The sequence below is a fragment of the Ruegeria sp. AL7 genome, from assembly GCF_056536105.1.
In genome coordinates, this window is sequence record NZ_JBQFJF010000002.1 from 384,958 (window position 1) to 408,499 (window position 23,542).

At 56.1% G+C, this 23,542-nt stretch carries 22 protein-coding genes and 1 pseudogene; 11 read left to right on the forward strand and 12 right to left on the reverse strand.

The window, feature by feature from the left end; genetic code table 11:
- Positions 1-5 precede the first annotated feature (5 nt).
- The 3 genes from ACR3E2_RS18985 to ACR3E2_RS18995 form a co-directional block, all read right to left on the reverse strand.
- Positions 6-1,523, reverse strand: a complete 1,518-nt coding sequence (locus ACR3E2_RS18985) for an FHA domain-containing protein (protein ID WP_480483544.1) — start codon at positions 1,521-1,523, stop codon at positions 6-8.
- 76 nt (positions 1,524-1,599) lie between these two features.
- On the reverse strand, positions 1,600-2,067 hold the full coding sequence (locus tag ACR3E2_RS18990; protein WP_480483546.1) for a hypothetical protein: 468 nt from the start codon (positions 2,065-2,067) through the stop codon (positions 1,600-1,602).
- Positions 2,068-2,124: 57 nt separating this feature from the next.
- A complete protein-coding gene (locus tag ACR3E2_RS18995) occupies positions 2,125-2,829 on the reverse strand; it encodes a hypothetical protein (protein WP_480483548.1) in 705 nt (234 codons plus the stop codon).
- Between the two features lie 159 nt (positions 2,830-2,988).
- Here ACR3E2_RS18995 and ACR3E2_RS19000 point away from each other — a divergent pair, with 159 nt between their 5' ends.
- From ACR3E2_RS19000 to ACR3E2_RS19020, 5 genes are all read left to right on the forward strand, one after another.
- Positions 2,989-3,540: a hypothetical protein gene (locus ACR3E2_RS19000; protein ID WP_480483550.1), complete on the forward strand. Its 552-nt coding sequence runs from the start codon at positions 2,989-2,991 to the stop codon at positions 3,538-3,540.
- Positions 3,537-4,280: an FHA domain-containing protein gene (locus tag ACR3E2_RS19005; RefSeq protein ID WP_480483552.1), complete on the forward strand. Its 744-nt coding sequence runs from the start codon at positions 3,537-3,539 to the stop codon at positions 4,278-4,280. The genes ACR3E2_RS19000 and ACR3E2_RS19005 overlap by 4 nt, the downstream gene beginning before the upstream one ends.
- 235 nt (positions 4,281-4,515) lie before the next feature.
- The gene (locus tag ACR3E2_RS19010; RefSeq protein ID WP_480483554.1) at positions 4,516-5,079 is read left to right on the forward strand and encodes a GbsR/MarR family transcriptional regulator; all 564 of its coding nucleotides are present in this window, start codon (positions 4,516-4,518) and stop codon (positions 5,077-5,079) included.
- A gap of 63 nt (positions 5,080-5,142) precedes the next feature.
- Positions 5,143-5,796, forward strand: a complete 654-nt coding sequence (locus tag ACR3E2_RS19015; protein WP_480483556.1) for a DUF4166 domain-containing protein — start codon at positions 5,143-5,145, stop codon at positions 5,794-5,796.
- The gene (locus ACR3E2_RS19020; RefSeq protein ID WP_480483557.1) at positions 5,793-7,280 is read left to right on the forward strand and encodes a TIGR01777 family oxidoreductase; all 1,488 of its coding nucleotides are present in this window, start codon (positions 5,793-5,795) and stop codon (positions 7,278-7,280) included. The genes ACR3E2_RS19015 and ACR3E2_RS19020 overlap by 4 nt, the downstream gene beginning before the upstream one ends.
- 68 nt (positions 7,281-7,348) lie before the next feature.
- Here ACR3E2_RS19020 and ACR3E2_RS19025 read toward each other — a convergent pair whose 3' ends face one another.
- The 3 genes from ACR3E2_RS19025 to ACR3E2_RS19035 all read right to left on the reverse strand — a co-directional run bounded on the left by ACR3E2_RS19025 (position 7,349) and on the right by ACR3E2_RS19035 (position 9,093).
- On the reverse strand, positions 7,349-7,549 hold the full coding sequence (locus tag ACR3E2_RS19025; RefSeq protein ID WP_480483558.1) for a YgaP family membrane protein: 201 nt from the start codon (positions 7,547-7,549) through the stop codon (positions 7,349-7,351).
- Positions 7,550-7,614: 65 nt separating this feature from the next.
- Positions 7,615-8,256: a Crp/Fnr family transcriptional regulator gene (locus ACR3E2_RS19030; RefSeq protein WP_480483559.1), complete on the reverse strand. Its 642-nt coding sequence runs from the start codon at positions 8,254-8,256 to the stop codon at positions 7,615-7,617.
- Between the two features lie 504 nt (positions 8,257-8,760).
- Positions 8,761-9,093, reverse strand: a complete 333-nt coding sequence (locus tag ACR3E2_RS19035) for a YegP family protein (protein WP_480483560.1) — start codon at positions 9,091-9,093, stop codon at positions 8,761-8,763.
- Between the two features lie 78 nt (positions 9,094-9,171).
- Between ACR3E2_RS19035 and ACR3E2_RS19040 the strand changes: the two genes are divergently transcribed.
- Positions 9,172-9,333 (forward strand): hypothetical protein, encoded by a 162-nt coding sequence (locus ACR3E2_RS19040; RefSeq protein ID WP_480483561.1) that lies wholly within the window; start codon positions 9,172-9,174, stop codon positions 9,331-9,333.
- Positions 9,334-9,342: 9 nt separating this feature from the next.
- Here the strand turns inward: ACR3E2_RS19040 and ACR3E2_RS19045 are convergent, their stop codons facing one another.
- Complete coding sequence (locus tag ACR3E2_RS19045) at positions 9,343-10,974, reverse strand: arylsulfatase (protein ID WP_480483562.1); 1,632 nt, start codon at positions 10,972-10,974, stop codon at positions 9,343-9,345.
- A 19-nt stretch (positions 10,975-10,993) separates the two neighbouring features.
- Positions 10,994-11,830 (reverse strand): TauD/TfdA dioxygenase family protein, encoded by an 837-nt coding sequence (locus ACR3E2_RS19050; protein ID WP_480483563.1) that lies wholly within the window; start codon positions 11,828-11,830, stop codon positions 10,994-10,996.
- A gap of 90 nt (positions 11,831-11,920) precedes the next feature.
- On the opposite strand from ACR3E2_RS19050, the gene ACR3E2_RS19055 reads away from it, so the two are divergent.
- From ACR3E2_RS19055 to ACR3E2_RS19065, 3 genes are all read left to right on the forward strand, one after another.
- A complete protein-coding gene (locus ACR3E2_RS19055; RefSeq protein ID WP_480483564.1) occupies positions 11,921-12,871 on the forward strand; it encodes a LysR family transcriptional regulator in 951 nt (316 codons plus the stop codon).
- A 163-nt stretch (positions 12,872-13,034) separates the two neighbouring features.
- Complete coding sequence (locus ACR3E2_RS19060; protein ID WP_480483617.1) at positions 13,035-13,982, forward strand: DMT family transporter; 948 nt, start codon at positions 13,035-13,037, stop codon at positions 13,980-13,982.
- A gap of 266 nt (positions 13,983-14,248) precedes the next feature.
- Positions 14,249-16,276 carry an oxidoreductase gene (locus ACR3E2_RS19065; protein ID WP_480483565.1) on the forward strand — a complete coding sequence of 676 codons (2,028 nt, stop codon included), beginning with the start codon at positions 14,249-14,251 and terminating at the stop codon, positions 16,274-16,276.
- Positions 16,277-16,311: 35 nt separating this feature from the next.
- On the opposite strand, the pseudogene ACR3E2_RS19070 reads toward ACR3E2_RS19065, so the two are convergent.
- Positions 16,312-16,707: pseudogene (locus tag ACR3E2_RS19070) on the reverse strand (IS6 family transposase); the annotation flags it as partial.
- 183 nt (positions 16,708-16,890) lie between these two features.
- Here ACR3E2_RS19070 and ACR3E2_RS19075 point away from each other — a divergent pair.
- Both ACR3E2_RS19075 and ACR3E2_RS19080 read left to right on the forward strand, forming a co-directional pair.
- Positions 16,891-17,589 (forward strand): aspartate/glutamate racemase family protein, encoded by a 699-nt coding sequence (locus ACR3E2_RS19075; protein ID WP_480483566.1) that lies wholly within the window; start codon positions 16,891-16,893, stop codon positions 17,587-17,589.
- A gap of 19 nt (positions 17,590-17,608) precedes the next feature.
- Positions 17,609-18,988, forward strand: a complete 1,380-nt coding sequence (locus ACR3E2_RS19080; protein ID WP_480483567.1) for an NCS1 family transporter — start codon at positions 17,609-17,611, stop codon at positions 18,986-18,988.
- A gap of 415 nt (positions 18,989-19,403) precedes the next feature.
- Here ACR3E2_RS19080 and ACR3E2_RS19085 read toward each other — a convergent pair whose 3' ends face one another.
- From ACR3E2_RS19085 to ACR3E2_RS19095, 3 genes are read right to left on the reverse strand one after another with little or no spacing between them, the layout of a single operon-like run.
- Positions 19,404-21,185 carry a thiamine pyrophosphate-binding protein gene (locus ACR3E2_RS19085; protein WP_480483568.1) on the reverse strand — a complete coding sequence of 594 codons (1,782 nt, stop codon included), beginning with the start codon at positions 21,183-21,185 and terminating at the stop codon, positions 19,404-19,406.
- On the reverse strand, positions 21,185-22,594 hold the full coding sequence (locus ACR3E2_RS19090) for an aldehyde dehydrogenase family protein (protein WP_480483569.1): 1,410 nt from the start codon (positions 22,592-22,594) through the stop codon (positions 21,185-21,187). The genes ACR3E2_RS19085 and ACR3E2_RS19090 overlap by 1 nt, the downstream gene beginning before the upstream one ends.
- A complete protein-coding gene (locus tag ACR3E2_RS19095; protein WP_480492851.1) occupies positions 22,575-23,504 on the reverse strand; it encodes a sugar phosphate isomerase/epimerase family protein in 930 nt (309 codons plus the stop codon). Before ACR3E2_RS19095 ends, ACR3E2_RS19090 begins: the two co-directional genes overlap by 20 nt.
- Between the last annotated feature and the right edge of the window lie 38 nt (positions 23,505-23,542).

Consider the following 23,542-nt stretch of genomic DNA (forward strand, 5'->3'; position numbering starts at 1 on the left):
GCGGATTAACCGCGGACCAGTTTCAGGCGCACGGGCCCAAGGCCCACAGTGTCACCCACATTTATTCTTTGCGTGCCTTTGATCTTGCGATCATTGACCAGCGTCCCGTTCAGACTATCCAGATCACTGAGTGTGAACTTGCCATCCAGCGATCCGCTCAGTTCGGCATGAACACGGGATACGCCGCTATCGGGAACGACCACGGCGTTAGTGCTGCTGCGGCCCAAGGTCGAACGCCCTGCGGGCACCGGAAACCGATGTCCATTGTCAACACGCACAAGAAAGGCAACCGGAGGTGGTACATGCGCAGCCGTCGGTGCTGCGTCGCGGTTCGGCACTTCCTCAGCATTTGGGATATCCCCCAGTTCGATCTCTTCCAGATCATCATCAAAACCAGAGCCCCCGCGACGCATCAGCAAGAACGCCAGCAAAAGTACCAGCAATGCCAGAACACCGGCACCGACATAGACATACAAAGCCGGCAAGCCGAAAATCAGAGTTTCATCCACTTCCGGTTCAGCCGGTTCTTCCGTTTGCGCCGCCGCTACATTGACAGGCTGAAACTCTGCCGAGTAGCTCTTGGTCTGTGTCTGACCAGGTTGACCAACAACAGGTTCGATCATGTCAATCGTGATACGCGCTGGCGCCGCATCGCCTACGGGCACGATCAGGCCGGAACCCTTGACCGAATTTCCATAAGTTCGAATGAAGGTTGAAACTACCGTGTTTGCTGTTTGTTGGTTCTGAAGAAACACTTCTTCCATTAGACCCTGTTGAGGATCTGTCAGGCGTTTCAAAACATCGATGCCGCGCGTAGTACGGGCATTCCCCTGTGCCCGCCAGAACATCCCAAGAGCTGAGACAGACACTCCTGCCTTTTCTGCAGCCTCTGAAATCTCTTCAACAGTGGCCAACCCTTCCTCGTCGCCGTCGGTGATCAGGATCAGGTTCTTCAACAGCACATCGTCCTGCTCGCTAAGCAATTCGATCGCCCGGGTCGAGTTTGCAACAAGGCGCGTGTTCTGTTCTTTGATCTCAAGAGATTTGACCACGTCTTCCGCGCGCGCGCGGCTGGTGGAGAATGGCGAGAGTTCGACAATATCGTTGCCGAAACCGTAGATCGCAACTTTCTCATCCGGCGGCAGGTTCGTCACTACGCGCGATATTAGGTCCCGTTCACGGCTCCAGCTGCGCACCCTGCCACTGCGATCCCCGACAGAAAGGTCAATCAGAACCATTGTAGCAGAGAGGGTCAGGTTACCGGGCAATTCGTCGACATCTTTGACGAACTCGAAATCAGCTTGCGTATCACCAAGGGATCGAAAGCTCATACCGCCGCGTTCGTTGCCTGACGGTACCCGCACCAGACAACTGTCTTCCGGTGCAGGTTTTGCCGGAGCGCAATCCAGAATGGCAAGCCCGGTCGCAGGCGCACGCGTCTTACCGTCCTGCGCCTGGGCTGAGCTTGCAAAAACCAATGCAGCCGCAACCGCAATAAATGTGCGTGATATTCCGTAGGTCACGATCCCAAGACCCCCCTCAGGCAAGTTGTCCCGGTCGTCGCATGCGTCGACAAGCGCCGACCTGGCGTGTTTCTTATCAGATCGACAGCGCGCGATAGGCCGACTTAATCCGGTTCAGTTCGTTGCGTACAACAGACGGATCAGCGCCGCTTGATACGTCCCGTTCGACGGCCCCCAGTTGATTGTCCAAAGCCTGAACTTGCTGCAGTTTCACCGGGTCCGAAGCTGACGCTGCGCGGGCTTTGGCCCCTTGGGCTTTGACTTCCGCAATCTGCTGACGCAACGCGTTTATCTCGCTTTGATTGGCATTGCGCTGCGCCGCTAGCTGAGCGTTTCGCTGCTCAGCCGCCTTGTTCTGAGCAAGAATGGCATCCGCTTGCGCCTTGTTCTGCGCAATCTGGCGATCGTATTCCCCGGAATTCAGGTTAGCTATATTGTCGAAGAGAGTCGCGGTGGTTGGGTCCGTAGATCCTGTACATCCCGCAAGGGCGATCAATGAGACCAGCATTACCGGTTTTGAGAAACGAAAAAGATCAGAGGTCATGGTACACACTTACTATTGGAAATCCCGCGTCCGGTAACGAACGCGGGTCAAAGAAACTTAAAGAAGATTGATGGATGCCCGCGTCCGCGCCAGACGATTTTTGTTGCTGACGGCTGCATTCGTGGCTCCACCCAGACCAGGCTGGCCTTTGCTTGAGGCAGCACGCAACTCGGAAATCGTTCCATCCATGTTCTTTTCGCTGCGCTTTAGCTCATTCGAAACAACCTGGCGGTTTGACTTGATAGCCTTGACGCGTGCGTTGTACGCCGATTGAGAAACCTGGCCGCCATCCAGTTGACGACGAAGCGACTTCAGTTCCGCGTTTTGCGATGCCAGAACTGACCGCAGGTTTGCTTCGACCGAATTCAGTTGCTTACTGACGTTGGACAGATTGGCCAGAACAGCCTTGCTGTTGACGATTTCAACATTTTTGGCTGCCGCTTTCTTGCCGACCTGATTGCCGCCTACGCCGCCGATCAGGCCACCTGCTGCTGCACCAGCGGCACAATCGCTGCCACTGCCACCCAGCAACAATCCGATCCCACAACCAACGACTGCACCAGCCAGGGCACCCTGAATGGTATTGTTGACGATGATATCTTTTGAAACCTGATCCAGGCTTCGAACCTGCTTTTCAAGTTGCTTTTCCTGCTGCGTCTTGCCAGCGACTGCCGATGATGACGCAGATTGAATTGTTTCTTCTGTACAGGCTGAAAGTAGAAGAGAAAAAACCGCAAAAATAGAAATTGCTACTGAACGCATCAACAAACTCCGTACTCATAATTTTCTTCGTAGTTGATTATGAAGTCACATACTTTTTATTTTCAATCAACGATTCGCATGTGTGCAAGTGAAGAATGGTAATATCGTCTCACGTCGCCGAACACGTGAATTCCTTATTTATCAAACTCGAGATTTTCAATGAAATTACCCTTTGATATCAGAGATAAACTCTCACTCGCAAATGATATTTTTACCTTCCTTGGGCACCTCGGTGCCGGAGTTGGCGCATTTCTTGCGTTTCTCGGTATTACTTCCAATTTGACGAACAATACGTCCAGTATTGTGTTCAATGTTCAGGTTTCTTCACTGTCTTTACCTGTCCGCCTGACATTATTAGTTTTAGTCGCTGCGGCATTGGGATGGGGATTGGGTGCACTTGTCGGAAAGCTAAGTCAGCAAAGAAATGAGTCTCTTGGCTTTGCAGCTTATGTCGTCGCGCTTTTGTGGGGCGGCCTTATGGTGGGGGCCGCTGACTGGCTTTCTATTGCGCCCCACCAACAGGTCTTGCCGGAAGTCCTGTTATTCACTGTCACAGGAACGGGTCTTGCCGTGTGGGTCGCTGGATTCCATTTTCAAAGCGCCGGTGCAGGTGGTAGACGAGCACTGCGGATCAGGTGCGACGCGCTGTTCCTATTCTCGATCGGCGCGGCCCTTTTTATGGTGCTTACTTTGTTGGGGGCGCGGACATGAAGCTCAGTGGACCTCTGGATTCAAAAAACGCCGCGCGCCTGCTGAGCGCCGCCGCTGTCCTAGATTTTATGTTTCTGGGTTTTGTATTGGTCACTTTGGAACCTGTGTTGCGTCAGGAACTACGGTTGGGAAATACCGGTCTGGCCTTACCGGTAGGGCTTTATCTGATCCTGGTTCTTAGCTACTGGTTGATCTGCGAAGGTTTTCTTGGTGGGCACAGCCTGGGACGATATGCCTTACGTCTGAATATGCGCGACAAACGCGGCAATCCGGTATCTCATATGCGGCGTTCTACCCGCGCGTTGAAGAAGATCATGTCGTTTGGCTTAACCGGAGCAAATCCGAACGTCGCATCCCGGTATGACAGGGCCGCCGATGTGACATGGTACAGCCCGATGGCTCCCCGCGCCTTGGCCTTTTGGCAACTGGTTGTTCTGAACGGCCCGGATCGCGGCAAGTTTGTCGAATTTCGGAATGTTAAAGGCTTGTCTAACACACATCAGATCAAAATCGGACGTGACAAGAACTGGGCTGATCTTGCGCTTTCTCGCAGCGAAAGAACTTCGGGTCAGCATTGTGTTTTACGCGTAGAAAAAACGGGCGATCTTTTTATTCGTGATATGGGCTCAACGAACGGAACCTGGACAGGTGGACGGCGTGTCGGTCCTGAAAAATGGGTACCGTTGGCCGCGGATGGTCGGTTCCGTGTAGGAAATGTCCAGATTGCCACGGTCAGGTGACCAGTTCCAACGTACCGCGGGTTTTAGCATAGTTTGTTAGCTACAAATGCACGGCAGGTGTTGCGGCTGGTTAATTCCCTAAATTTGACTTTGGAATTGGTTAGTCACTCAGGATTCCACGGTCATCAATTGCGATCCGGTTGCGACAAGACCTCGGTACAGGTTTCGGGCGGATCACCCTGACGTCATGGTAAATTTGTTTGACATCAGACTACCGGTATCTCATATTTCTGTCATGACAGAAACAACTGATTTATCCGAATCCTCGGCCCGTTCACAATTCATCCTCTATTGGGGTGATATGGGCAGCCAGTGGGGTGTGAACCGATCCGTAGCGCAGATACATGCGCTTTTGTACCTCAGCACTTCGCCCATGAATGCCGAAGAAATCGCAAACGAACTTGGCATCGCCCGGTCAAATGTTTCAAACTCGCTGAAAGAGCTGGCCGGATGGCGTTTGATCCACCGCGTGCCCGTCCCCGGTGATCGTCGCGAGCACTTCGCAGCCGAAACTGATGTCTGGAACATGGCCCTGCTGATTGCAAAAGGCCGCAAAGAGCGCGAGATCGACCCCGCGATGCGGGCGTTGGACATCTGCGTGCAACAAGCCTCGGACGAGGCTGATCTGTCCCCTGTCGTATTGGAGAGAATGCAAAATATGCAACAGTTCCTGACTACGGCCGACCAATGGTCCGAGCAAATGCTGTCGGTCCCTAAGTCCAAGCTTTCGGCTCTTATGAAGATGGGCGACAAGATCATCATGCTCCTCAAGATCGGAAGCAAGAAAGGCAAGTCGTAAAAAATTTTGAGAATACCTTTCTCTTCTTACAGAAATAACAGCAACTACAGCATATGGTGTGATATGAAACTGAGCAATTTCTCTCCGCATGTTATGGACATGTCCGATCAAAGGTTTCGCGACTTGGTTGGCCCCGCAGCTTGGGCCGCCCTGCCCCATCAGGTCCGGGCGCGGTTTGGTCATTGCCTAGCGAACGGCGCCAGCGTGGTCTATCAGGGCAAAGTTGTAGCAATGCGTCTGACGCTGGCCGGGCAACTGCTGGCGCATCTGGCCCGTCTGATCGGCGGCCCCCTACCCTTTGATACATCCAGCGTGGATCAGCCCGCGATTGTCACCGTGACCGAGGATAGTTCCGTTAACGGACAGTTCTGGATCCGCCAGTATGGGCGCGACGGAGGGTTTCCTCAAGTTATCCACAGCTCAAAACGGTTCTCTGGACCGACCGGGATCGAAGAATACATCGGCGCCGGTATCGGTATCGCATTGCGCGTTCAAGCAGACCGCACCGGTCTCCGCTTTCTCAGCGATCATTACTTCGTTCAATTGGGTGATAGGAAACTGCGCCTCCCGCGCTGGATTCGCCCTGGCGTTCTGACCATCACTCACACCGATCTTGGCGACGCGCGGTTTCTGTTTTCCCTAAGCCTTCATAGCCGCCTGTTCGGAGAGTTGATCCACCAGGACGCCATTTTTTACGACAGAAAGGATCCGACATGACTGACCCGCTGCTTTGGACATTGATTGCCCTTCAGATCTCGATGGGTGCATTCGACACGCTGGTGCACCATGAAGGCACCGAGCGGCTGGCCTGGCGCCCTTCGCAACAGACCGAACTGCGCCTGCATGGGGTCAGGAACGCTTTCTACGCCGTCATCTTCCTGTGCCTTGGATGGTTCGAACCCCACGGCACGTTTACCATTGCTCTGACCATAATCCTGGGCCTTGAGGTCCTGATTACCCTTTGGGATTTCGTTGAAGAGGACCTAACCCGCCGTCTCCCCGCCACGGAACGGGTCAATCACACTTTGCTGGCGCTGAATTATGGTGCGATCCTCGCGCTGGCTGCCCCATACCTTTGGACCTGGTCTGCCCTGCCGTCAGCGATGGTACCCGTCCATCACGGCGGTTGGAGCATCATGGCGACCCTTGCCGCGATTGGTGTGGCGCTGTTCAGCGCGCGCGATTTGGTGGCGGCCGCACGCAGCACGCGGTTGAATGCTGTCAACTCGGCCTCTCTGGTCGCGCAACTCGCGCCCCGACAACATCTGCTGATCACGGGTGGCACCGGTTTCATCGGGCAACGTCTGGTCGAAGCGCTGGTTGCTGGCGGCCACCACGTCACCGTCCTGACCCGCAATCTGCAAAAGGTCGACGCTTTGACCCATCCGGTACGCCTGATCACCTCACTCGAGCAAATTGACAACACAGAGCGTTTTGACGCCATCGTCAATCTGGCGGGTGAGCCGGTAGCAAACGCGCATTGGACGCCTCGGAAACGCGCGCGCATCCTGCAGTCTCGGGTCAAGATGACGAAAGATTTGGTCGCACTGATCCGCAGGCTGGATCAAAAACCATCTTGTCTGATCACCGGCTCCGCCGTGGGCTGGTATGGGCTGCGGCAAGACGAGACCCTCACCGAAGACGACACGCACTGCCCCGCCTTCATCCATGAGGTGTGCGACACATGGGAGCGCGCCGCTGCGCCAGTCGTGGATATGGGCGTCCGGGTTGTGCAACTGCGTATCGGTCTGGTGCTGGGAGTTGAAGGCGGCATGCTGGCCCGAATGCTGACACCTTTCGAGTTTGGTGCCGGTTGTCAGCTGGGGAATGGACAACAGTGGATGCCCTGGATCGAACGGAATGATCTGATCCGCGTCATCGCATTCGCCATGTCGCATCCGGATATCAACGGCCCGCTCAACGCCACTGCTCCAAACCCGGTGCGCAACGCAGAGTTCACACAGGCTTTGGCAAACGCATTGAACCGCCCTGCCCTGATACGTCTGCCTGCTTGGCTGATCACAAACGTCGCAGGGGATATGGGACGTGAAACGATACTGGGTGGCCAGCGTGTCATTCCGGCAAAACTGCTACGCAGCGGGTTCCGTTTCAATAGCCCCGAGCTGGCCCCCGCCCTTGCCAGGATCACGGGCGCTCGGGCCGCCTCAAACAGCGTCAGCTCTGAGAAACGCCGCGCCTGACCCGCGCCCGCTGCGCAACGCCGGGATCCAGAAAATCCCGGTGTTGCACGAGGCAAGGGTTGGTCGTGTTACGGCTTGGCTTGCTTGTTGGTGCACAGACCCAGAAGCGCATAGATCGGACAGAATTTCATGAATGCCGTCACCACAAACACAGCCCCAAGCCAACCCCAGGGGCCGATAGTACCGGTCAGTGCCAGAAGGATCAGCACACCACCGAGGATCAGGCGCAGAATCCGGTCGACAGAACCAACATTAGACGTGAATTGCATGGTCGAATCTCCTTGATTGTCTGGTCCAAGATTCACTGTTTTCCAAGCCATGTTATGTGACGAGGTCACACAACCCCCGTTCTTGCATGGTGGTGCAGGGCTGGGCGGTCCTGCAGATAAATCACACCTCGCTCAAGCCTGACCCACCCGCGATGTTCAAAATCCTTGAGGATACGGGACATGACTTCGCGTGCGCTGCCCAGTTCGGCCGCAATGCGCTGGTGCGTGGTGCGGATATCGTCCGAAGGTGCGCCCTGATCCAAAAGCCACTGTGCCAATTTCAGGTCCATCCGGTTAAGTAGAAGATCATCGATAACCTCGGACAGCTCAACAATGCGTTGTGAAAACGCCATGAAGACCGCGCCCCGAAACTCGGCATCTGTAGCCAGCAACGTGTTGAACTTGTCCCGCCCGATGGCCAGCGCCGTCACCGGCCCCTCGGCATAACCGAACCCTGAATAGGGGATGTCCGACAACATGCACGAGGTCGTCATAACGCAACTGTCGTACGGGCCAACCCGATAAAGAACAACGGTGCGTCCCGACGGACTGGTTTGTTCCACCCGGACGATGCCCGAACGGACGATCAAAAACATCTCACCGTAAGCGCCCGGAGCAAACAGTTGGGATCCGTCTGGTATAGTCAGATTACTTCCTGCGGACTTGAGCCGGTCGAGAATGGCCTGGCTCCAGTTCTGTTGGGTCACTGCTCTACCTCCGTCTCACACTCACTCCCGGATTTTTAGCCTTGGGGACCTCGCGAGCAAACCCAATTTGCCTGTGACAAACCCACCCGCGCGGAACCAAAGTTGACAATTCTACTACGGTCTTAATAGCGGCAGCATCAGTGGAGATGGCGACTCGATTGGCCTGCCAGTTGGGCGAAATGCTGAAATGGACGGAGTCCAGGGGAGATCTGCCTTTAGCGGATCATGTTTTTCAGCTTAATGGTCGTCAGGGCAAATGCGGTTGAAGCAAAGGATTTGATTGCCAGCATGGGTCTGGATCCTCTGTCGCTAAAACGCCGTTTTATTCGGTAGGCACGGATTTGAAACAGAATCGAAACGAAACGCTTCACGATGCGTTCGCGCCTACGGGTTGATTGATGTGTGCTTTCGGCTTGGTTGTTCAAGCCTTTGTGCGAGATGCGTCGATGCATCTCGCCTTCGCAGTTTACACAAATGGAAGTGGTAAAAAGTTACCGTGTCAGGTCACGTCAGATCGTCGACACGTGCGTCAGGTGCGTTCCGTTTGACGGAATCGATCCCGTTATCCCGCCCTGAAGTGCTGGTATAGCTCTCGCTGGTGCCGATCACCTGACCGTTGCTGGCCTTCAAGTTGAACATATGACCGCCGGATTTGGTTTCCTTGCGCTCGTACCGGCCGTCATCCGGCGCGTTCTTTTTGACAGACTCGATCCCGTTCGTGGCACTCGCCTTTTGAACATATCCTTCACTGGCCAGAATGATTTCACCATTCCCGGCTTTCAGACGAAACCGAAATTCACCAGCCTTGTCTTTATATATCTCGAACTTCCCGGCCATTTGACGCCTACTCCTCAGTTCTACTTTCGGTTTTTTCAAATACATTCCTATAATTAAACATTCGTCTCAAGAAAAAAGATGAGGCGAGCAATCTACCCAGAGCAAGATACCCCCAAAGTCACAGGTAAGATCGAAATGGATGATCTGATGCTGGCTTCGGTTCCATTCGTTACACCTCGCCTGAACTGGCAGGATGCGAGCAAACCCGTCCTTTACCAAGGGACCTCAGCGACCACCTAGCGATCAGCTTCAGCCATCCGCGTTCTCCATCCCCCACGCCGCCAGCAGTTTCGGCAACGCTTCGTTCCAGTCCATCACGCCGACGGTTTCCGCCCAAGCCTGGTATTGATGGATCATGTCTTTCTCAAGGGCGGCGTTGCGGCCCGCTAGGTCGGTCAGCTCGGTACGGTCGGCCTCGATGTCGTAAAGCTCCCAGGGGCGGTCATGCAGTCGAACCAGCTTGAACTGGCCCAACCGGATGGCGGCATTGCCCTCGTGCTCCCAGAAGATCGGCTGCTCGCGCTGCCAGTCCTTGCCCCTCATAAGACCTAGCAGAGATTCCCCTTGCAACGGTTGGATATCATGACCGCCCACCTCTGTCTGATAAGCGCCTCCGGTGGCTTCCAGGATGGTCGGCAGAATATCGACCACATGGCAGGCTGCATGAGCCGTGCCGCGCGGTTCGAACCCATTTGGCCAATGGGCCACCAGTGGGGTGGAGATACCGCCCTCGTGGACATAATGCTTGTAAAGCCGGAACGGCGCATTGGAGACATTGGCCCACGGTTTGTCATAGCTCTGGAAGGTTTGGGCATCGCCGGGGCGCAGACCGGTCACATTGCCCATGGTGATCTGCTTGCCGTCATGGGTGCGGTCGGGATAGAACTTAGCCCAGCCGTCCTCGGCCATGAATTCGGCGCAGCCGCCGTTGTCTGACAGGAACAGGATCAGCGTGTTGTCGAACTGACCGAGCCGTTTCAGGGCCGCAACCAGCGTGCCGATCGACTGATCCATTCGGTCAACCATCGCCGCGTAGGTGGCCATCTTGCTGGCCTCCCAGTCCCGGTTCTGTTCCTGCTCCCAACCATGTACAGTGCTGTCGCGGGGCGAGATGTCCCAGCCGCGCTGGAACACACCCTGGCTGTTCATGGTTTCATGGCGCGCGGTGCGAATATGGTCCCAGCCTTTTGAATAGACCCCATCGTATTTTGCGATGTCCTCAGGGTGGGCGTGCAACGGCCAGTGCGGCGCTGTGTGGGCTAGGTAAAGGAAGAAGGGTTTTTCTTCCGCCACAGCGCTTTCGATCATACCAATAGCCTTTTGGGTGATGGCGTCGGTGAAGTAGAAGTCATCGGGGAAGGTTTCGACCCGACTGTCATCCTCCAGCATGTAATGCGGCGAAAAGAAATGTGTGGCCCCATCCATGATCCCGTAAAACCGGTCAAAGCCGCGTTGGCGCGGGGTTGGGTGTTCGACGTCGCCAACCCGCCAACTGTCCACCTTACGGGCTTCAAAATCGCCCGCCACATGCCATTTCCCCGACATCAGCGTGGCATAACCGCTGACGCGCAGATGCTCGGCAATCGTGGCACTGTCATTGCGCAGGAAGCCCTGATAGGCAGGGGTGCCCAGATTGGCGCCCATGTGGCCAACGCCTGCATTATGCGGATAAAGCCCGGTCAGAAGCGAAGCACGGGTGGGGCAGCAGCGGGCGCAGTTGTACATCGCCGACAGCATAACGCCGCCCCGCGCAAGGGCGTCGATGTTGGGGGTCTGGATTTCAGAACCGGTGCAGCCAAGATCGGCAAATCCCATGTCGTCCGCAAGGATCAGGATGACATTGGGCCGGCTGGTTGCTGCCTGTGAGTTGAGGTGGGTCATTGCGATACTTTCGCTAAGGTCAGGCCGCAGCAGCGGGCGCGAGGGGCACGCCCTCAACAGTGACACGATGCATCAGGCGGCGGAAGCCGTGATAATCATTGATCGCCTTATGCCAGGTGGCGCGGTTGTCCCACATGGTAATGTCACCGGCCTGCCAGCGCACACGGCATTGGAACTCGGGTTGCTGGCAATGGGCATAGAGCATGGCCAGAAGCGCCTCAGACTCAGCCGGGGCCAAACCCTCGATACGGGTTGTGAAGACCGGGTTCACAAAAAGGCCACGCCGTCGGCTCAGGGGATGCGTGATAACGACCGGATGCCGGGCGTCCTGGATTGCGGCCTCTGCATTGCCCAGACGTCCTGACTTTACTGCCTCGCTATCCATTACGGCAGCGCCGAACACATGCCGCGAGGAATGCACGGCCGTCAGCTCGCCGAGAAACCGGCGCATCGGGGCCGAAAGCGCCTCGTAGGCGGCCCCCATTGAGACAAACAGCGTATCGCCGCCGTAAGGCGGCATTTCGATCGCATGCAAAATCGAGCCCATCGCCGGTTCCTGATCGTAGGAATGATCGGTATGCCAACCTTCTCCAACGGCTTCTTTCTGGTTCTTCTCTTTCAGCACCATGGCGATCTCGGGGTGCCCTTTGACCGGCTTGAAGAACCGGTTCACGTTGACCGGCCCGAAACGGCGGGCAAAGGCGAGGTGATCTTCCGGGCCCACATCCTGCCCCCTCAGCACAATCACCGAGTATTTGGCAAATGCGCGCTGAATGGCGTCAAAATCTGCATCGCTGCGGACATCCGCACCCAGAATTTCGGCACCCAGCCCCCCCGTCAGAGGAAGAATCTCCATGTGAGTCTCCTGTTTGTCCCAAAAGCAGCATAGGGCTTGTCAAAAGGTCGGTAAAACTGATTTAATACACCTCAAAAGTCAGTTTTTTAGATGATTAATTTCACCCTTCGCCAACTCGCCTACCTGTCAGAAACCGCCCGGCGGGGCGGTATTGCCCAGGCTGCTCGGCAATTGAATGTTTCTCCCGCCGCGATTGCCTCAGCGGTGGACAAACTGGAGGCGACCACCGGCCTGACCCTGTTCGACCGCTTTCCGGCGCAAGGTATGCGGCTGACGCCTGCGGGAAAGGAGTTTTTCGCCCAGGCTGAGGCGCTGCTGGCGCAGGCCGCGGCGCTGGACAGGCAGGCCGAGAACCTGGCGTCAGGACGCACTGGCAGGATCCACATCGGCACTCATCACGCACTGGCACAGCGCATCGTCCTGCCTGCGGTGCTTGCCTTCCGCGAAAGCTACCCAGACGTTCGTGTCGAGGTGAAGGAAGCGGATTATCCGACCTTGGTGGACGCACTGGATGGTGGCGAAGTGGATGCGCTGGTGGTTTTTGACCAGGGGTTCGATCTCAAGCGGCATGAGGCAGAAGTGCTGCTGGAGCTGCCGCCCCTGGTTCTGCTGTCAGGCGAACACCCTTTGGCAGCAAAAGCCCGGATCAGCCTGTCCGACCTGATCGGACTGCCCTATATCGCTGTATCACCAGCCGGGCCTGGCCCTAGCTATCTTCAACTGCTGCAGGCCGCAGGCGTTCACCCCGAAGTGCCATTCCAATCCCAATCACGCGAGCTTGTTCAGGCCTACGTCGGCAAGGGGTTCGGCTTCACCCTGGCAGGCTTCCCGCCCAAGCAGGATCGCACGATTGAAGGCGACCCCATCGTTGCGCGACCGCTCGAGGAAAGCATCGGACACTACAGGGTGGTGATTGCCCGCTCTCGCCAAGCAGTGCAGACAGCGTTGATTGACCGGTTTCTAGAGATTTGCAGGTCGCCGATCTCTGTGCCTAGCCTTGCAGGTAAACCGTTGAATGAAAAAGCCAGTACATCTCGTTAGCGAATCCTGAAACAAGGCAGTTGATGCTGCCGTGCGGGTCATGGAACCTGCGGTTCGCTGCATGAGCAAACTCCTACTCTGCCCGAGCTCGGGAATATCGGGACTTTTGCCTGGCGTCGCATTGAGAACAGACACGCATTTGGCGACAGTTCTTCATGATGAGATGACCTCAGCTGATTCCACACCTCAATCCACGGATCGCACCCTTGCGGGCGTTGCACTGATGCTTGGATTTTGCCTGACTGCTCCCTTGCTCGATGTAGCTGCCAAGCTCGCATCGGCCAGTGTGCCGGTTGGGCAGATAACGGCCGCTCGCTTTGTATTGCAATGTGCGTTGATGGGACCGTTTGTCTGGAAAATGGGACTGTCATTGCGTGTCGCGAGCGGTGAATTGATGGTACTTGTATTCCGCTCAATACTTTTGCTGTTCGCGACTTTTTGTTTCATTACGGCTATCCGAGTGATGCCGCTTGCTGATGCCCTTGCCATCGTGTTTGTGGCACCGTTCATTGTCTTGCTGGTCGGCAAGTTTTACCTTGGTGAAGATGTCGGTCCTCGTCGCGTCGGGGCAGCTCTTGTAGGGTTTGTTGGCGTATTGTTCGTCATCCAACCCAGCTTCGCGGCTTTCGGCGCAGTGGCAATTATTCCTCTCGGTACGGCTGTTGCTTTCGCTTTCTACATTCTTGTGACGCGGGGCTTGTCGCGACGGATGCACCCGGTGGCTCTGCAATTTCACACTGGCCTGGTTGCCAGTCTGTTTTGCATTCCAATCTTATTGGTTGCGCAAGGTTCTGGTTCCGAACTTTTCGATCCCGTTTGGCCGAAAGACATTGCACTGTTGTGGCTTCTTGGGACCGGTTTTTTTGCGACGGTAAGCCACATGATGATGACTTATGCGCTGTCATTTGCCCCGTCTGCCACATTGGCTCCTTTGCAGTATTTTGAGCTGCCGGTAGCAACCTTGTTTGGCTACCTTGTCTTCAATGACTTTCCGAACAGGCTTAGCCTGCTTGGCATTGCCATCATCATCGGTGCAGGTCTGTACATGATACATCGCGAAAGAGTTACTGCCAGACAGTTGATCACAGCGCGCGCAGCACCTCCAATCTAAGATTGCACGTGATTGCAACCTTGTGCAGACCTTGATGGATCGAGCGGCCCCTGCCAGGTTCCCTTCTGTACTCAAAGGGTGTTCCACCATTGGATTTCCTGGTCGGGTCGCCTTTTCATACAGCAATGTCGGAAGCAGTGAATTCTTACGCATAGCTTCCCAAGTAAAGTGCTTTCGACAACCAAACTCATCAGGTGTTGAAACTGACCAGCGGAGCCGACCCTGGACAGTTTTCAAACAGCAGATTTGGCCGAAGGGGCACGAAAGTGGCGCACCTACTCGATTCGTTTCAATTGAAACACCTGACTTTGCGCAACCGCATCGTCAGCACGTCCCATGCGCCGAATTTTGTTGAAGATGGCCATCCCCGGGACCGCTACAGGTTGTATCACGAGGAAAAGGCAAAGGGCGGGGTTGCCCTGACCATGGTCGGTGGGTCGACCAATATCGCCCCTGATAGCCCATCGGTGTTCGGCCAGCTTTATGCCGGTGATGACAGCGTCATTCCATGGTTTCGGAAACTAACGGATGGCGTTCACGAACATGGTGCCGCGATCATGTGTCAGATCACTCATATGGGGCGCCGCACTGCATGGGATGATGGCCATTGGCTGCCTGTCATAGCTCCGTCCAGTATCCGCGAACGTGCACATCGTGCCTTTCCCAAGGCCATGGAACAAGAAGACATCAACCGCGTGATTGACGATTTCGCAGCCGCTGCGCGTCGCTGTCAGCAAGGAGGATTCGACGGGATCGAGCTCCTGTCCCACTCACACCTTCTGGGGCAATTCCTGTCCCCGCTGACAAACAAGCGCGACGATGACTATGGTGGAACGCTGGAGAACCGCATGCGCCTGACCTTGCAGGTGCTCGACGCCGTGCGCGCCGAAGTCGGCGCTAATTTCATCCTGTCGATGCGCATCACCGGCGATGAACTGAAAGAAGGTGGGCTGAGCGCTGAAGAATGCATTGCCGCAGCCAGGATGCTGGAAAAATCCAGCGATGTCGACCTGCTCAACATCCTCGCCGGCGCGCCCTATGATGATCTGGGTTTGGCTGAATGGGTGCGCCCCATGGGCCTGCCGGCGGCACCGCATATCACCGTGGCCGGGCGCATCCGTGATGCCGTCGATTTGCCTATCCTGCACGCAGGAGGGATTGCGGATATTGCCACGGCCCGCCACGCGGTCTCCGGCGGCCATGTCGATCTGGTGGGCATGACCCGCGCACAGATGGCAGATCCCTATCTGGTAGAAAAACTCGCGCGGGGGGAAGAAGAACGCATCCGCCCCTGTGTCGGCTTGGGCTACTGCGTGGACCGGGTCAATCAGGGCAAACCTGCCGTTTGCGGACACAATGCCGCCACGGGGCGTGAGCAGACCTTGCCTCATATCATCGCCTACAGCGACACCCGAAAGAAAGTTGTTGTCGTCGGCGGCGGGCCCGGCGGACTGGAGGCCGCACGGGTCTGCGCCCTGCGCGGTCACGAAGTCGTGCTGTTCGAGGCATCGGATCGGCTGGGCGGGCAGTTGGTTCTGGCCTCTAAAGGGAAAACGCGCAGACAGGTCTGGGGCGTAGCTGACTGGTTGATTTCCGAAGTGACTTTGCTTGGGATCGATATCCGCTTGAACACCTATGCCGAAGCTGATGACGTGATATCCGAAGCCCCCGATTTGGTGATCGTTGCAACAGGCGGCTGGCCCGAAACCACAGTTATCCCCGGCGGCGACCTGGCAATTTCCAGTTGGGACGTGTTGTCGGGCGAGGCACGTGTCTCGGGCGAGGTGCTGTTGTTCGATGAAGTCGGCGACCACCCTGCGGCTGTAACTGCCGACGCGCTGGCGGGCAATGGTTGCAGTGTAAATCTTGTAACCCCGGACCGGGCACTTCTGCATGACCTTGGCCCAACGACCTCTGCCGTCGCCTTACGCGATCTGGCCGCCAATGGAGTTACCTTCACCTGCCTGCAAGAGCTTACCTCCCTGGTGCGCGAAGATGATGGAGTTCGCGCCAGCCTGCGTCATGTGTTGACGGGGGATGTCACTGAACGTCTTGTTGATCACGTAGTCGTAGAACATGGCCTGTCCCCAATGGACGGACTTTTTCACGATCTCAAACCAAGCTCGCGGAACCACGGGCAGGTTGAACACAAGGCGCTTATTGGTGGGACATTTCCATTCGTTGACACCAATCTAAGCGGCCGTTTCCATTTGGCCCGAATTGGCGACGCAGTTACAAGCCGAAATATACACGCCGCAATTCTCGATGCATTGCGGATATGTGTAACTGTCTGAAAGAAATTTCACTTCTTTGCTGACCAATGGAGGAAGCCAAGACGCTTTATCAGGCGGCGCAACAACCGTTTTGCGGCCCGTTTGTCCCGCTTCGGTTGGAGTATTTCGTCCAGCACGATGCCATGCTGATCGACCGCGCGCCAAAGCCAATACCTGCGACCAGCGATTTTCACGACAACTTCATCGAGATGCCAGACATCACCAGGACGGTCCTGACTTAGTCGCAAGTTTCGAGCCATCATCCGTCCGAACTTGATCACGCAACGCCGGACAGTCTCGTAAGAAACGCCGATCCCGCGCGCAAGCAGCATCTCTTCAACTTCGCGAAGGCTCAAATTGAAGCGGAAATACAGCCACACAAAGTGGGCAATGATCTGAGGCGGAAATCGGTGACGCTTGTAGCTGTTGGACGATGGATTCACCAATGCGATCTATGTCCAAATCCAGACACGAGCAACCGATCTAGGGTTAACCTGACAACACCCCTGTCATTCTGCCCCCAGTCGGAACAGACGCCATCTAGGCATCGGTAACGCCTTGACAATTCAAGTTAACATTTTGTTTGGAATCGTTAACACTGTTTGTTAACAATTTATATCGTCAAGGGAGATCACATGGAAATTCTAGTTGTAAACCCCAACTCTACTGAATCGATGACACGCAAGATCATCACGTCCGCCCAGGCGGCCGCGAGTGCCGGTGTCGTGATCAGAGGCGCTACCGCGCAAGGCGCACCGGCGAGTATCGAAGGGCATTTCGACGAAGCGATGTCAGTTCCCGGCCTTCTGTCCTGCGTGCAAGCCGCAGAAGACCAGCAGGTCGATGGCATTGTCGTTGCTTGTTTCGATGATCCCGGTATCGGCGCTTGCCGCGAGATCGCGACGGGCCCTGTCATCGGAATCTGCGAAGCTGCGGTGAAGGCGGCGAGCATGCTTGCCACCTCGTTCTCGGTCGTCACCACTTTGCCGCGGTCAGTGCCCATCATCGAACACATGATCCATGGCTATGGCCTGTCGCATCAATGCCGGCGGGTTCGGTCAGCAGAGATCCCTGTTTTGGCCTTGGAAGAGCCCGGCTCGAACGCGCGCGAAAAGATCCGCGAGGAAATCCTGCGCGCGATTGAGGAAGATCGTTGCGAAGCAATTGTTCTGGGATGTGCGGGGATGGCCGATTTGACCGCGTGGCTCAGCGAAGAGACCGGCATTCCTGTGATCGATGGCGTGAGCGTGGCAACCCGCATGATCGAAGCGCTGGTCGGTTGCGGCCTAAAGACCAGCAAAATCAATGCCTACGCCCGGCCAAAACTAAAATAACCTGTCATCGGAGGAGAAAATGACAATCAAATCAGACACGGCCGACACGGTCGCTATGTCGCACGACGATCACGTAACCCATATCGAACACAAGGCGATCGGGGAAGAGAGCCTGGCACCGCAAGAGACGCGGATCATGGACCCGTGGTCCTATCTTTTCGCGTGGCTTGGCGGATGTGTTTCCATCGGAACATTTACTATCGGGTCGGGCTTGGTCGGTACGCTGAACCTCCTGCAGACCTTTGTCGCTATCGCCATCGGCTGCACGGTGATCGGGCTCGCGCTAATGATCAACGGTCAGGCCGGTCACAAATATGGCATTCCGTTCATGGTACAGGCCCGGTCCGCCTTTGGCTTTGCGGGCACTCGGATTCCGGCGCTGGTGCGTTCGGTTCCCGCTATCGTCTGGTTCGGGTTCCAGAGTTGGATCGGCGCGGGCGCACTCAACCTCGTGTCGGAAACGCTCCTCGGTTATTCGAACATGTGGGCGTTCTTTATCGGCTTCCAGTTCCTTCAGATCGGTCTTTCGGTGCTTGGGTTTCACGGGATCAAGTGGCTCGAGAATATCGGATCGATCTTCATCATCGCGTCGCTGATCTACATGTTCTTTAGCGTCATCAACAAATACGGCGAAGAAATCTCGACCAATCTGGTAAATGTCGAGGGCACCTGGGGTGCACCGTTCTGGGGGGCAACCATGCTCTTCCTTGGGATCTACAGTACGATGATGCTGAACGTATCGGACTATTCGCGCGAATTGCGTCGGAGCGTTGGGCCGCTAAGGCAGGTCGCGATCTATGCCAATTCGATCCTGCCGGCGACACTTTTTATGGGCCTCATTGGGCTGATGGTGTCCGGTGCTACCGGTGAAGTTGATCCAATCAAGGTGTTTTCGAGCGCTGTCGACAACAAGCTGCTGCTGGTCGTAACGCTCCTGTTCATTGCTTTTGCTCAGGTCACAACGAACATCCTGAACAACGTCGTCCCTCCCGCCTATGCGCTGATGGATGTCTTCAAGATCAAATTCAAAACCTCTGCAGTGATCGTCGGCTTGCTCGCCTTCTGCACTTTCCCGTGGGAACTTGTAAAAGATGAGTCCGCGGCAGGCCTGAGCATTTTCATTCAGACCTACTCGGCTTTCCTAGGTCCCATCTTCGCGATCCTTGTCGTCGATTACTTCGTGCTGCGCAAACAGACGCTTGATCTTGACAAGCTCTATGATCCGGAAGGCCCCTATAACGGCGTGAACTGGGCTGCCGTGATCGCCATGGGTGTCGGAGTTGTCGCGGCCCTGATCTTTTCGGGGATCTCCTGGTACGCAAGTCTGATCCCGGCGGGTCTGACCTACTACGTGCTGATGCACCACCTGCCGAGCGCGAAAAGGTTTCTCGACGCATAGTCGATGACCCATCCGCCAAAAGAAGGCTCGCGTCATTGCGGGCCTTCTTTCTTAGGCATTTACTGCTCGCCGCCATCAAAAAACAGTCACGTACCGGGTAGCTAATAAGCGCCTTGGCCTAAACGACGCGCCCGGCCCTAGGCTGCCGTTGGCTGCCTGTTGGTGATGCTGCGACGCATCCCGTCGTATCTGCCATTCGCTGCGAGAGAGAAAACTTGGACGCTAAGAACGCACATACTTCAGCGTTATTGCAATTTGACATTATCTCACGTGCTTCGTTGAGAATAACTAACCAACAAAAAAGTTCAGACACACAACAACGATGACCGCGCCGCGACGGAGCTGTTGATATTTGCTCGAACACGGATGAGCATTGACACAAGAAACTGGGCGCGTTCAGACGCGCCCAGTTTCGTCAAGTCGCGACGTGAGATACCTCTTTGTCCGGTGAGTATATGTCCAAGATGTTCCAATGTCCGGTCGTTGGTGTTGGGTTGTTGATCATTGGGACATCAAGAACGGTTGGTTTGCCGCTGGCGATTGCCGCTTCCAATGCGGGCAACAATTCATCAGCAGCACTGAGCCTGTGCCCTTCTGCACCATAAGCTCTTGCAATATCCGCATAACCCGGTCCGTTTGCAGGAGCTGCGGCTGATCCAGGGAACGTGGTCCCGTATGTCAGACCGTAATGCGCCTTTTGAAGGCCCGCGATAGTGCCGAAGGCGTTGTTGTTCATAACCAGCCAGATGATGCCCAGATCAAGCTCGACCGCGGTTGCCAGCATCGACGGGTTCTGACCGAACCCCCCATCGCCAACAAGACTTATCACCACACGGTCAGGGGCTGCCAGTTTTGCGCCGATCGCTCCCGGAGGGCCAAAGCCCATCGTCGCGAATCCACCCGGGGTCAGGATTGAACCGGGTGCCAGGATATCAAATTGTTGTCCGACGCCGTTCTTGTTCCATCCCACGTCCGTAGTGATAATGGCATCCTCGGGCAGTGCCTTGCGGGTATCTGCCAAAATACGTTCGGGCATCATCGGAAAGGACGACGAGGTCGCCATGTCCACGTTGCGCGCTTTGAAGTTCGTTCGGAAGTCGGTGATCTTCTGTTCCAGCGCGGGGCGTTTGAAGCCCTCAGGATACATCTCGCGGGCAACTCGGTTGACGACGCGCAAAGCGGCCTTGGCGTCAGCAACGACTCCGATCTCGGTGGGATAATTCCGTCCAATCTCTTGCGGTTCAATGTCGATATGGATGACCTTTGAGCCAGGAATGTTGAACGTGTAACCAGGATACCAGCTGGAGCAATCGGCCTCTTTGAACCGGGTTCCGACAGCAAAGATGTAATCCGCATTCAGGCAAGACTGGTTGACCAGCTCGGTGCCCCAAAACCCGGTCATTCCCAGCACAAGCGGATGGTCGTCGCGCAGTGCGCCTTTACCCATCAAAGAATGCGCGACTGGTAGGCCCATGTGCTCCACAAAGGCGCGTAATTCCTCGCTGGCCTGTGCCAGTAGAATACCACCACCGACATAAGCGACCGGACTTTGAGCCTGCGCCAACGCTTCGACAATCTCTCGCGCTGTTTCATCGTCAATCGACGGTTTTTTGAGCGCGCGCGTGTTGTCGCGGATACGGTCGAAACTGTCCGAGGGGATCACCTCGGAGAAGATGTCCATCGGCACGTTGACCAGCACTGGCCCGGGCTGGCCGCTTTCGGCCAGATGAAACGCCTTTTCCAGAATTTCGGCCATCAGGTCTGCCCGATCGACCCGCCAGGCGCGTTTGACAAAGGGACGATAGATCTCCCACTGGGCGGCGTCTGCATGGAGGTTCACTTCCTGATGTGGATGTTTACCGTAGTAGTGCGTTGGAATGTCGCCCGCGATCACGACCATCGGGATACAGTCCAGTGCGGCGTTGGCGACCCCGGTTGCACAATTGGTCAGCCCCGGGGAGAGATGGGACAGCACCACCGAGGCCTTGCCCGTCACGCGGGCATATGCGTCCGCTGCGTGGCTGGCGATTTGTTCGTGCCGTACGGTGACGAAATCGATGGGGCTTTCCGCCAACGCGGCCAGAACCGCAATGTTCGTGTGCCCGCACAGGCCAAATACATGCTTGACCTCGCGACGTTCGAGAAAGTCGACGATGTGTTCGGCAACGGTTTTGCCTTCCAGTTTCGCTCCGTCCATCACGCGACCTCCTGTCCGTAGAACTCACCGAACAGGTCCGGCTCCGAGGGGCGATCCTCGGGGATGGGACGGCTGACCCAGGTGTAGTTCATCATGTGTTTCATGGTGACATTTTCATTGGTAATGTTGCCGCCCCAGATGCCGCAACCTAGGCTGCTGGTCATAGGCATGCCATTGGTCCAGGCACCCGCATTGGCCTTGGACTGAGGCTGTCGCACCATCATGCGGCTGACCGGAGCCAGGCGCGCCAACCGGTCGATGTGATCGTCATTGTGGCTGTAGATGCCGCAGGAATGGCCCTTGCCTCCGGTGTTGTAAATCTGGCTGACCGTTTCCAGCGCGTCATCGAAAGTGTCAAAGTGATATAGCGCCATCAGCGTGGTCAGTTTTTCCTTCGAGAACTTGTGCTGCGGCCCGATTTGCCCCTGATTTTCAACCATCAGGAACTTGCGATCTTCGGGGATCGAGAAACCGGCGACCTTGGCCGTTTGCTGAGGCGGACAGGCGATAGTCGGGAAGGTACGGTTTCCTTTCTCATCCCACATGGCAGCTTCGAGCATGGCCTTCTCTTTGGTCGAACACAGGTATCCACCTTCGGCCTCAAGCGCCTTGACCATATCGTCGTAAACCGAGCGCTGGATGATGATGTTACCGTCGGCCGAACAACCCGAACCAAAGTCAGACGTCTTGGAAATTCGTGTGTTCTGAGCGGCGATGTCCAGGTCGGCAGTCTCATCGATGACGATGGATGAATTGCCCGCGCCGACGCCAAAGGCCGGGCGCCCTGAACTGTACGCCGCTTTGACCATGGGCTTGCCGCCCGTTGCCAGCGTCAGATCACAGATCTCCATCAAATGTTGCGTCAATGGGATCGACGGTTTGCGAATGGATTGAAACAGATCCTCGGGGGCATCAGCGGCACGGCAGGCCGCTCGCATGACCTCGACCATCTCGAAGGTGGTATGAGCGGTTCGCGGATGCGGACTGAAGATAACAGCATTCCGGGCGTTGGCGGCGGAAACACCGGTCACCGGTGGTGTCATCGCTGGATTGGTCATCGGAATCAAAGATGCGATCACACCGGCAGGCTTGGCATATTTTACCAGACCCTTTTCTTCGTCTACTTCGACGATCCCGGTCGATGGTGTCCGCAAGACGTCACGCAACACCATGTGAATCTTAAATCGCTTGGCAGGACGCCCTTCGCGATCTCCGATACCGCTTTCGTCCACGCCTTGCTGGGCCAGACGCGTGAAGGTTTTCTCGTTCCCCGCATACCATGCAATGGCCTGAGACAGGCGGTCCAACCTGCCCTGATCCCAATCCTCGATCTCGGCCATGGCAGCGCGGGCGCGTGCCAGCATATCGGCCGCCATGTTGCGGTCGTTTTCAGTGAGCTCTTTGCCCATGATGATCCTCTTGGTGTTTTGGAATTGCAGCATCGGGCATACGACGCTGTGACCGCGCCTCGCCGAATGTTCGCTTGGCGTGGCTGAGACAGCGACGCGCGTGTTCTTCATATCCCAACTCGGCCACGCGGCTTTGGTTGGGCAGTTCGATGGAATAGTCGACGGGTGGCATCCGTTCGATGATGCCTGTGAAATCGATCCATCCCTCACCGGGATATAGCCGCGCATCGCGGGCCAGTTGGATCATGCCCTCACGCGTATCGGCGATGCCGGGCAGGCAATCAGAGATATGCAGGAAGTGAAACAGGTCCGAGGGAACGTGCAACAGCTCACCAAGATCTACGCGGCTGAGGTGCAGGTAGAGCGTATCGACCAGAATACCGCCGTTGGGCTGATCAGAGGCGCGGACAATGTCCAGTGCTTCATCCAGCGTGCGCAAGCGGGAGAAGCTCGGGAACTCCAAGTCCACCGTTAATCCGTAGGGCGCTGCCAGTTCGCAGGTTTCGGAATAGACGTCGATCAGAAAATCACGATCATCGCGGGTGTTTGTCCACGCGCTCATAATCATGCGTTTGGCGCCCAACTCCCCGCCAATCTCAAGAGAAGGCTCAAAACTGCGTGGATCGACATCTTCGGTGATGCGTGCAAGCTCGACATCAAGGACCTTCAATCCGGTGGTAGAGAGAGCCGTTTTGGTGGCCTGCACCTGTGCCTTGTCGATTGGGGATTGAGTGAATTCGCCGGGCACATGCATCGGAATGAATCGGGGGCTGACGGCATCGTAACCGGCCCGTGCGGCGATATAGACCAACTCGGGCGGCGTACAGCCAATCAGCGTCAGATGCGCCAAGGAATAGAGAGAGGGGCTTGCGCCAGCCTCTTCGGGTTTCACCATGAACGACAGCTCCACGTGTCTGCGAATCTAAAATTCATCACACGTAGTCAAAA

What these genes read in the sequence shown, in the direction of transcription:
- ACR3E2_RS18990 (WP_480483546.1), bottom strand. Translation starts at nt 2,067, where the DNA reads ATGACCTCTGATCTTTTTCGTTTCTCAAAACCGGTAATGCTGGTCTCA.
- ACR3E2_RS18995 (WP_480483548.1), bottom strand. Translation starts at nt 2,829, where the DNA reads ATGCGTTCAGTAGCAATTTCTATTTTTGCGGTTTTTTCTCTTCTACTT.
- ACR3E2_RS19000 (WP_480483550.1), top strand. Translation starts at nt 2,989, where the DNA reads ATGAAATTACCCTTTGATATCAGAGATAAACTCTCACTCGCAAATGAT.
- ACR3E2_RS19005 (WP_480483552.1), top strand. Translation starts at nt 3,537, where the DNA reads ATGAAGCTCAGTGGACCTCTGGATTCAAAAAACGCCGCGCGCCTGCTG.
- ACR3E2_RS19010 (WP_480483554.1), top strand. Translation starts at nt 4,516, where the DNA reads ATGACAGAAACAACTGATTTATCCGAATCCTCGGCCCGTTCACAATTC.
- ACR3E2_RS19015 (WP_480483556.1), top strand. Translation starts at nt 5,143, where the DNA reads ATGAAACTGAGCAATTTCTCTCCGCATGTTATGGACATGTCCGATCAA.
- ACR3E2_RS19020 (WP_480483557.1), top strand. Translation starts at nt 5,793, where the DNA reads ATGACTGACCCGCTGCTTTGGACATTGATTGCCCTTCAGATCTCGATG.
- ACR3E2_RS19025 (WP_480483558.1), bottom strand. Translation starts at nt 7,549, where the DNA reads ATGCAATTCACGTCTAATGTTGGTTCTGTCGACCGGATTCTGCGCCTG.
- ACR3E2_RS19035 (WP_480483560.1), bottom strand. Translation starts at nt 9,093, where the DNA reads ATGGCCGGGAAGTTCGAGATATATAAAGACAAGGCTGGTGAATTTCGG.
- ACR3E2_RS19040 (WP_480483561.1), top strand. Translation starts at nt 9,172, where the DNA reads ATGAGGCGAGCAATCTACCCAGAGCAAGATACCCCCAAAGTCACAGGT.
- ACR3E2_RS19045 (WP_480483562.1), bottom strand. Translation starts at nt 10,974, where the DNA reads ATGACCCACCTCAACTCACAGGCAGCAACCAGCCGGCCCAATGTCATC.
- ACR3E2_RS19050 (WP_480483563.1), bottom strand. Translation starts at nt 11,830, where the DNA reads ATGGAGATTCTTCCTCTGACGGGGGGGCTGGGTGCCGAAATTCTGGGT.
- ACR3E2_RS19055 (WP_480483564.1), top strand. Translation starts at nt 11,921, where the DNA reads ATGATTAATTTCACCCTTCGCCAACTCGCCTACCTGTCAGAAACCGCC.
- ACR3E2_RS19060 (WP_480483617.1), top strand. Translation starts at nt 13,035, where the DNA reads ATGACCTCAGCTGATTCCACACCTCAATCCACGGATCGCACCCTTGCG.
- ACR3E2_RS19075 (WP_480483566.1), top strand. Translation starts at nt 16,891, where the DNA reads ATGGAAATTCTAGTTGTAAACCCCAACTCTACTGAATCGATGACACGC.
- ACR3E2_RS19080 (WP_480483567.1), top strand. Translation starts at nt 17,609, where the DNA reads ATGACAATCAAATCAGACACGGCCGACACGGTCGCTATGTCGCACGAC.
- ACR3E2_RS19085 (WP_480483568.1), bottom strand. Translation starts at nt 21,185, where the DNA reads ATGGACGGAGCGAAACTGGAAGGCAAAACCGTTGCCGAACACATCGTC.
- ACR3E2_RS19090 (WP_480483569.1), bottom strand. Translation starts at nt 22,594, where the DNA reads ATGGGCAAAGAGCTCACTGAAAACGACCGCAACATGGCGGCCGATATG.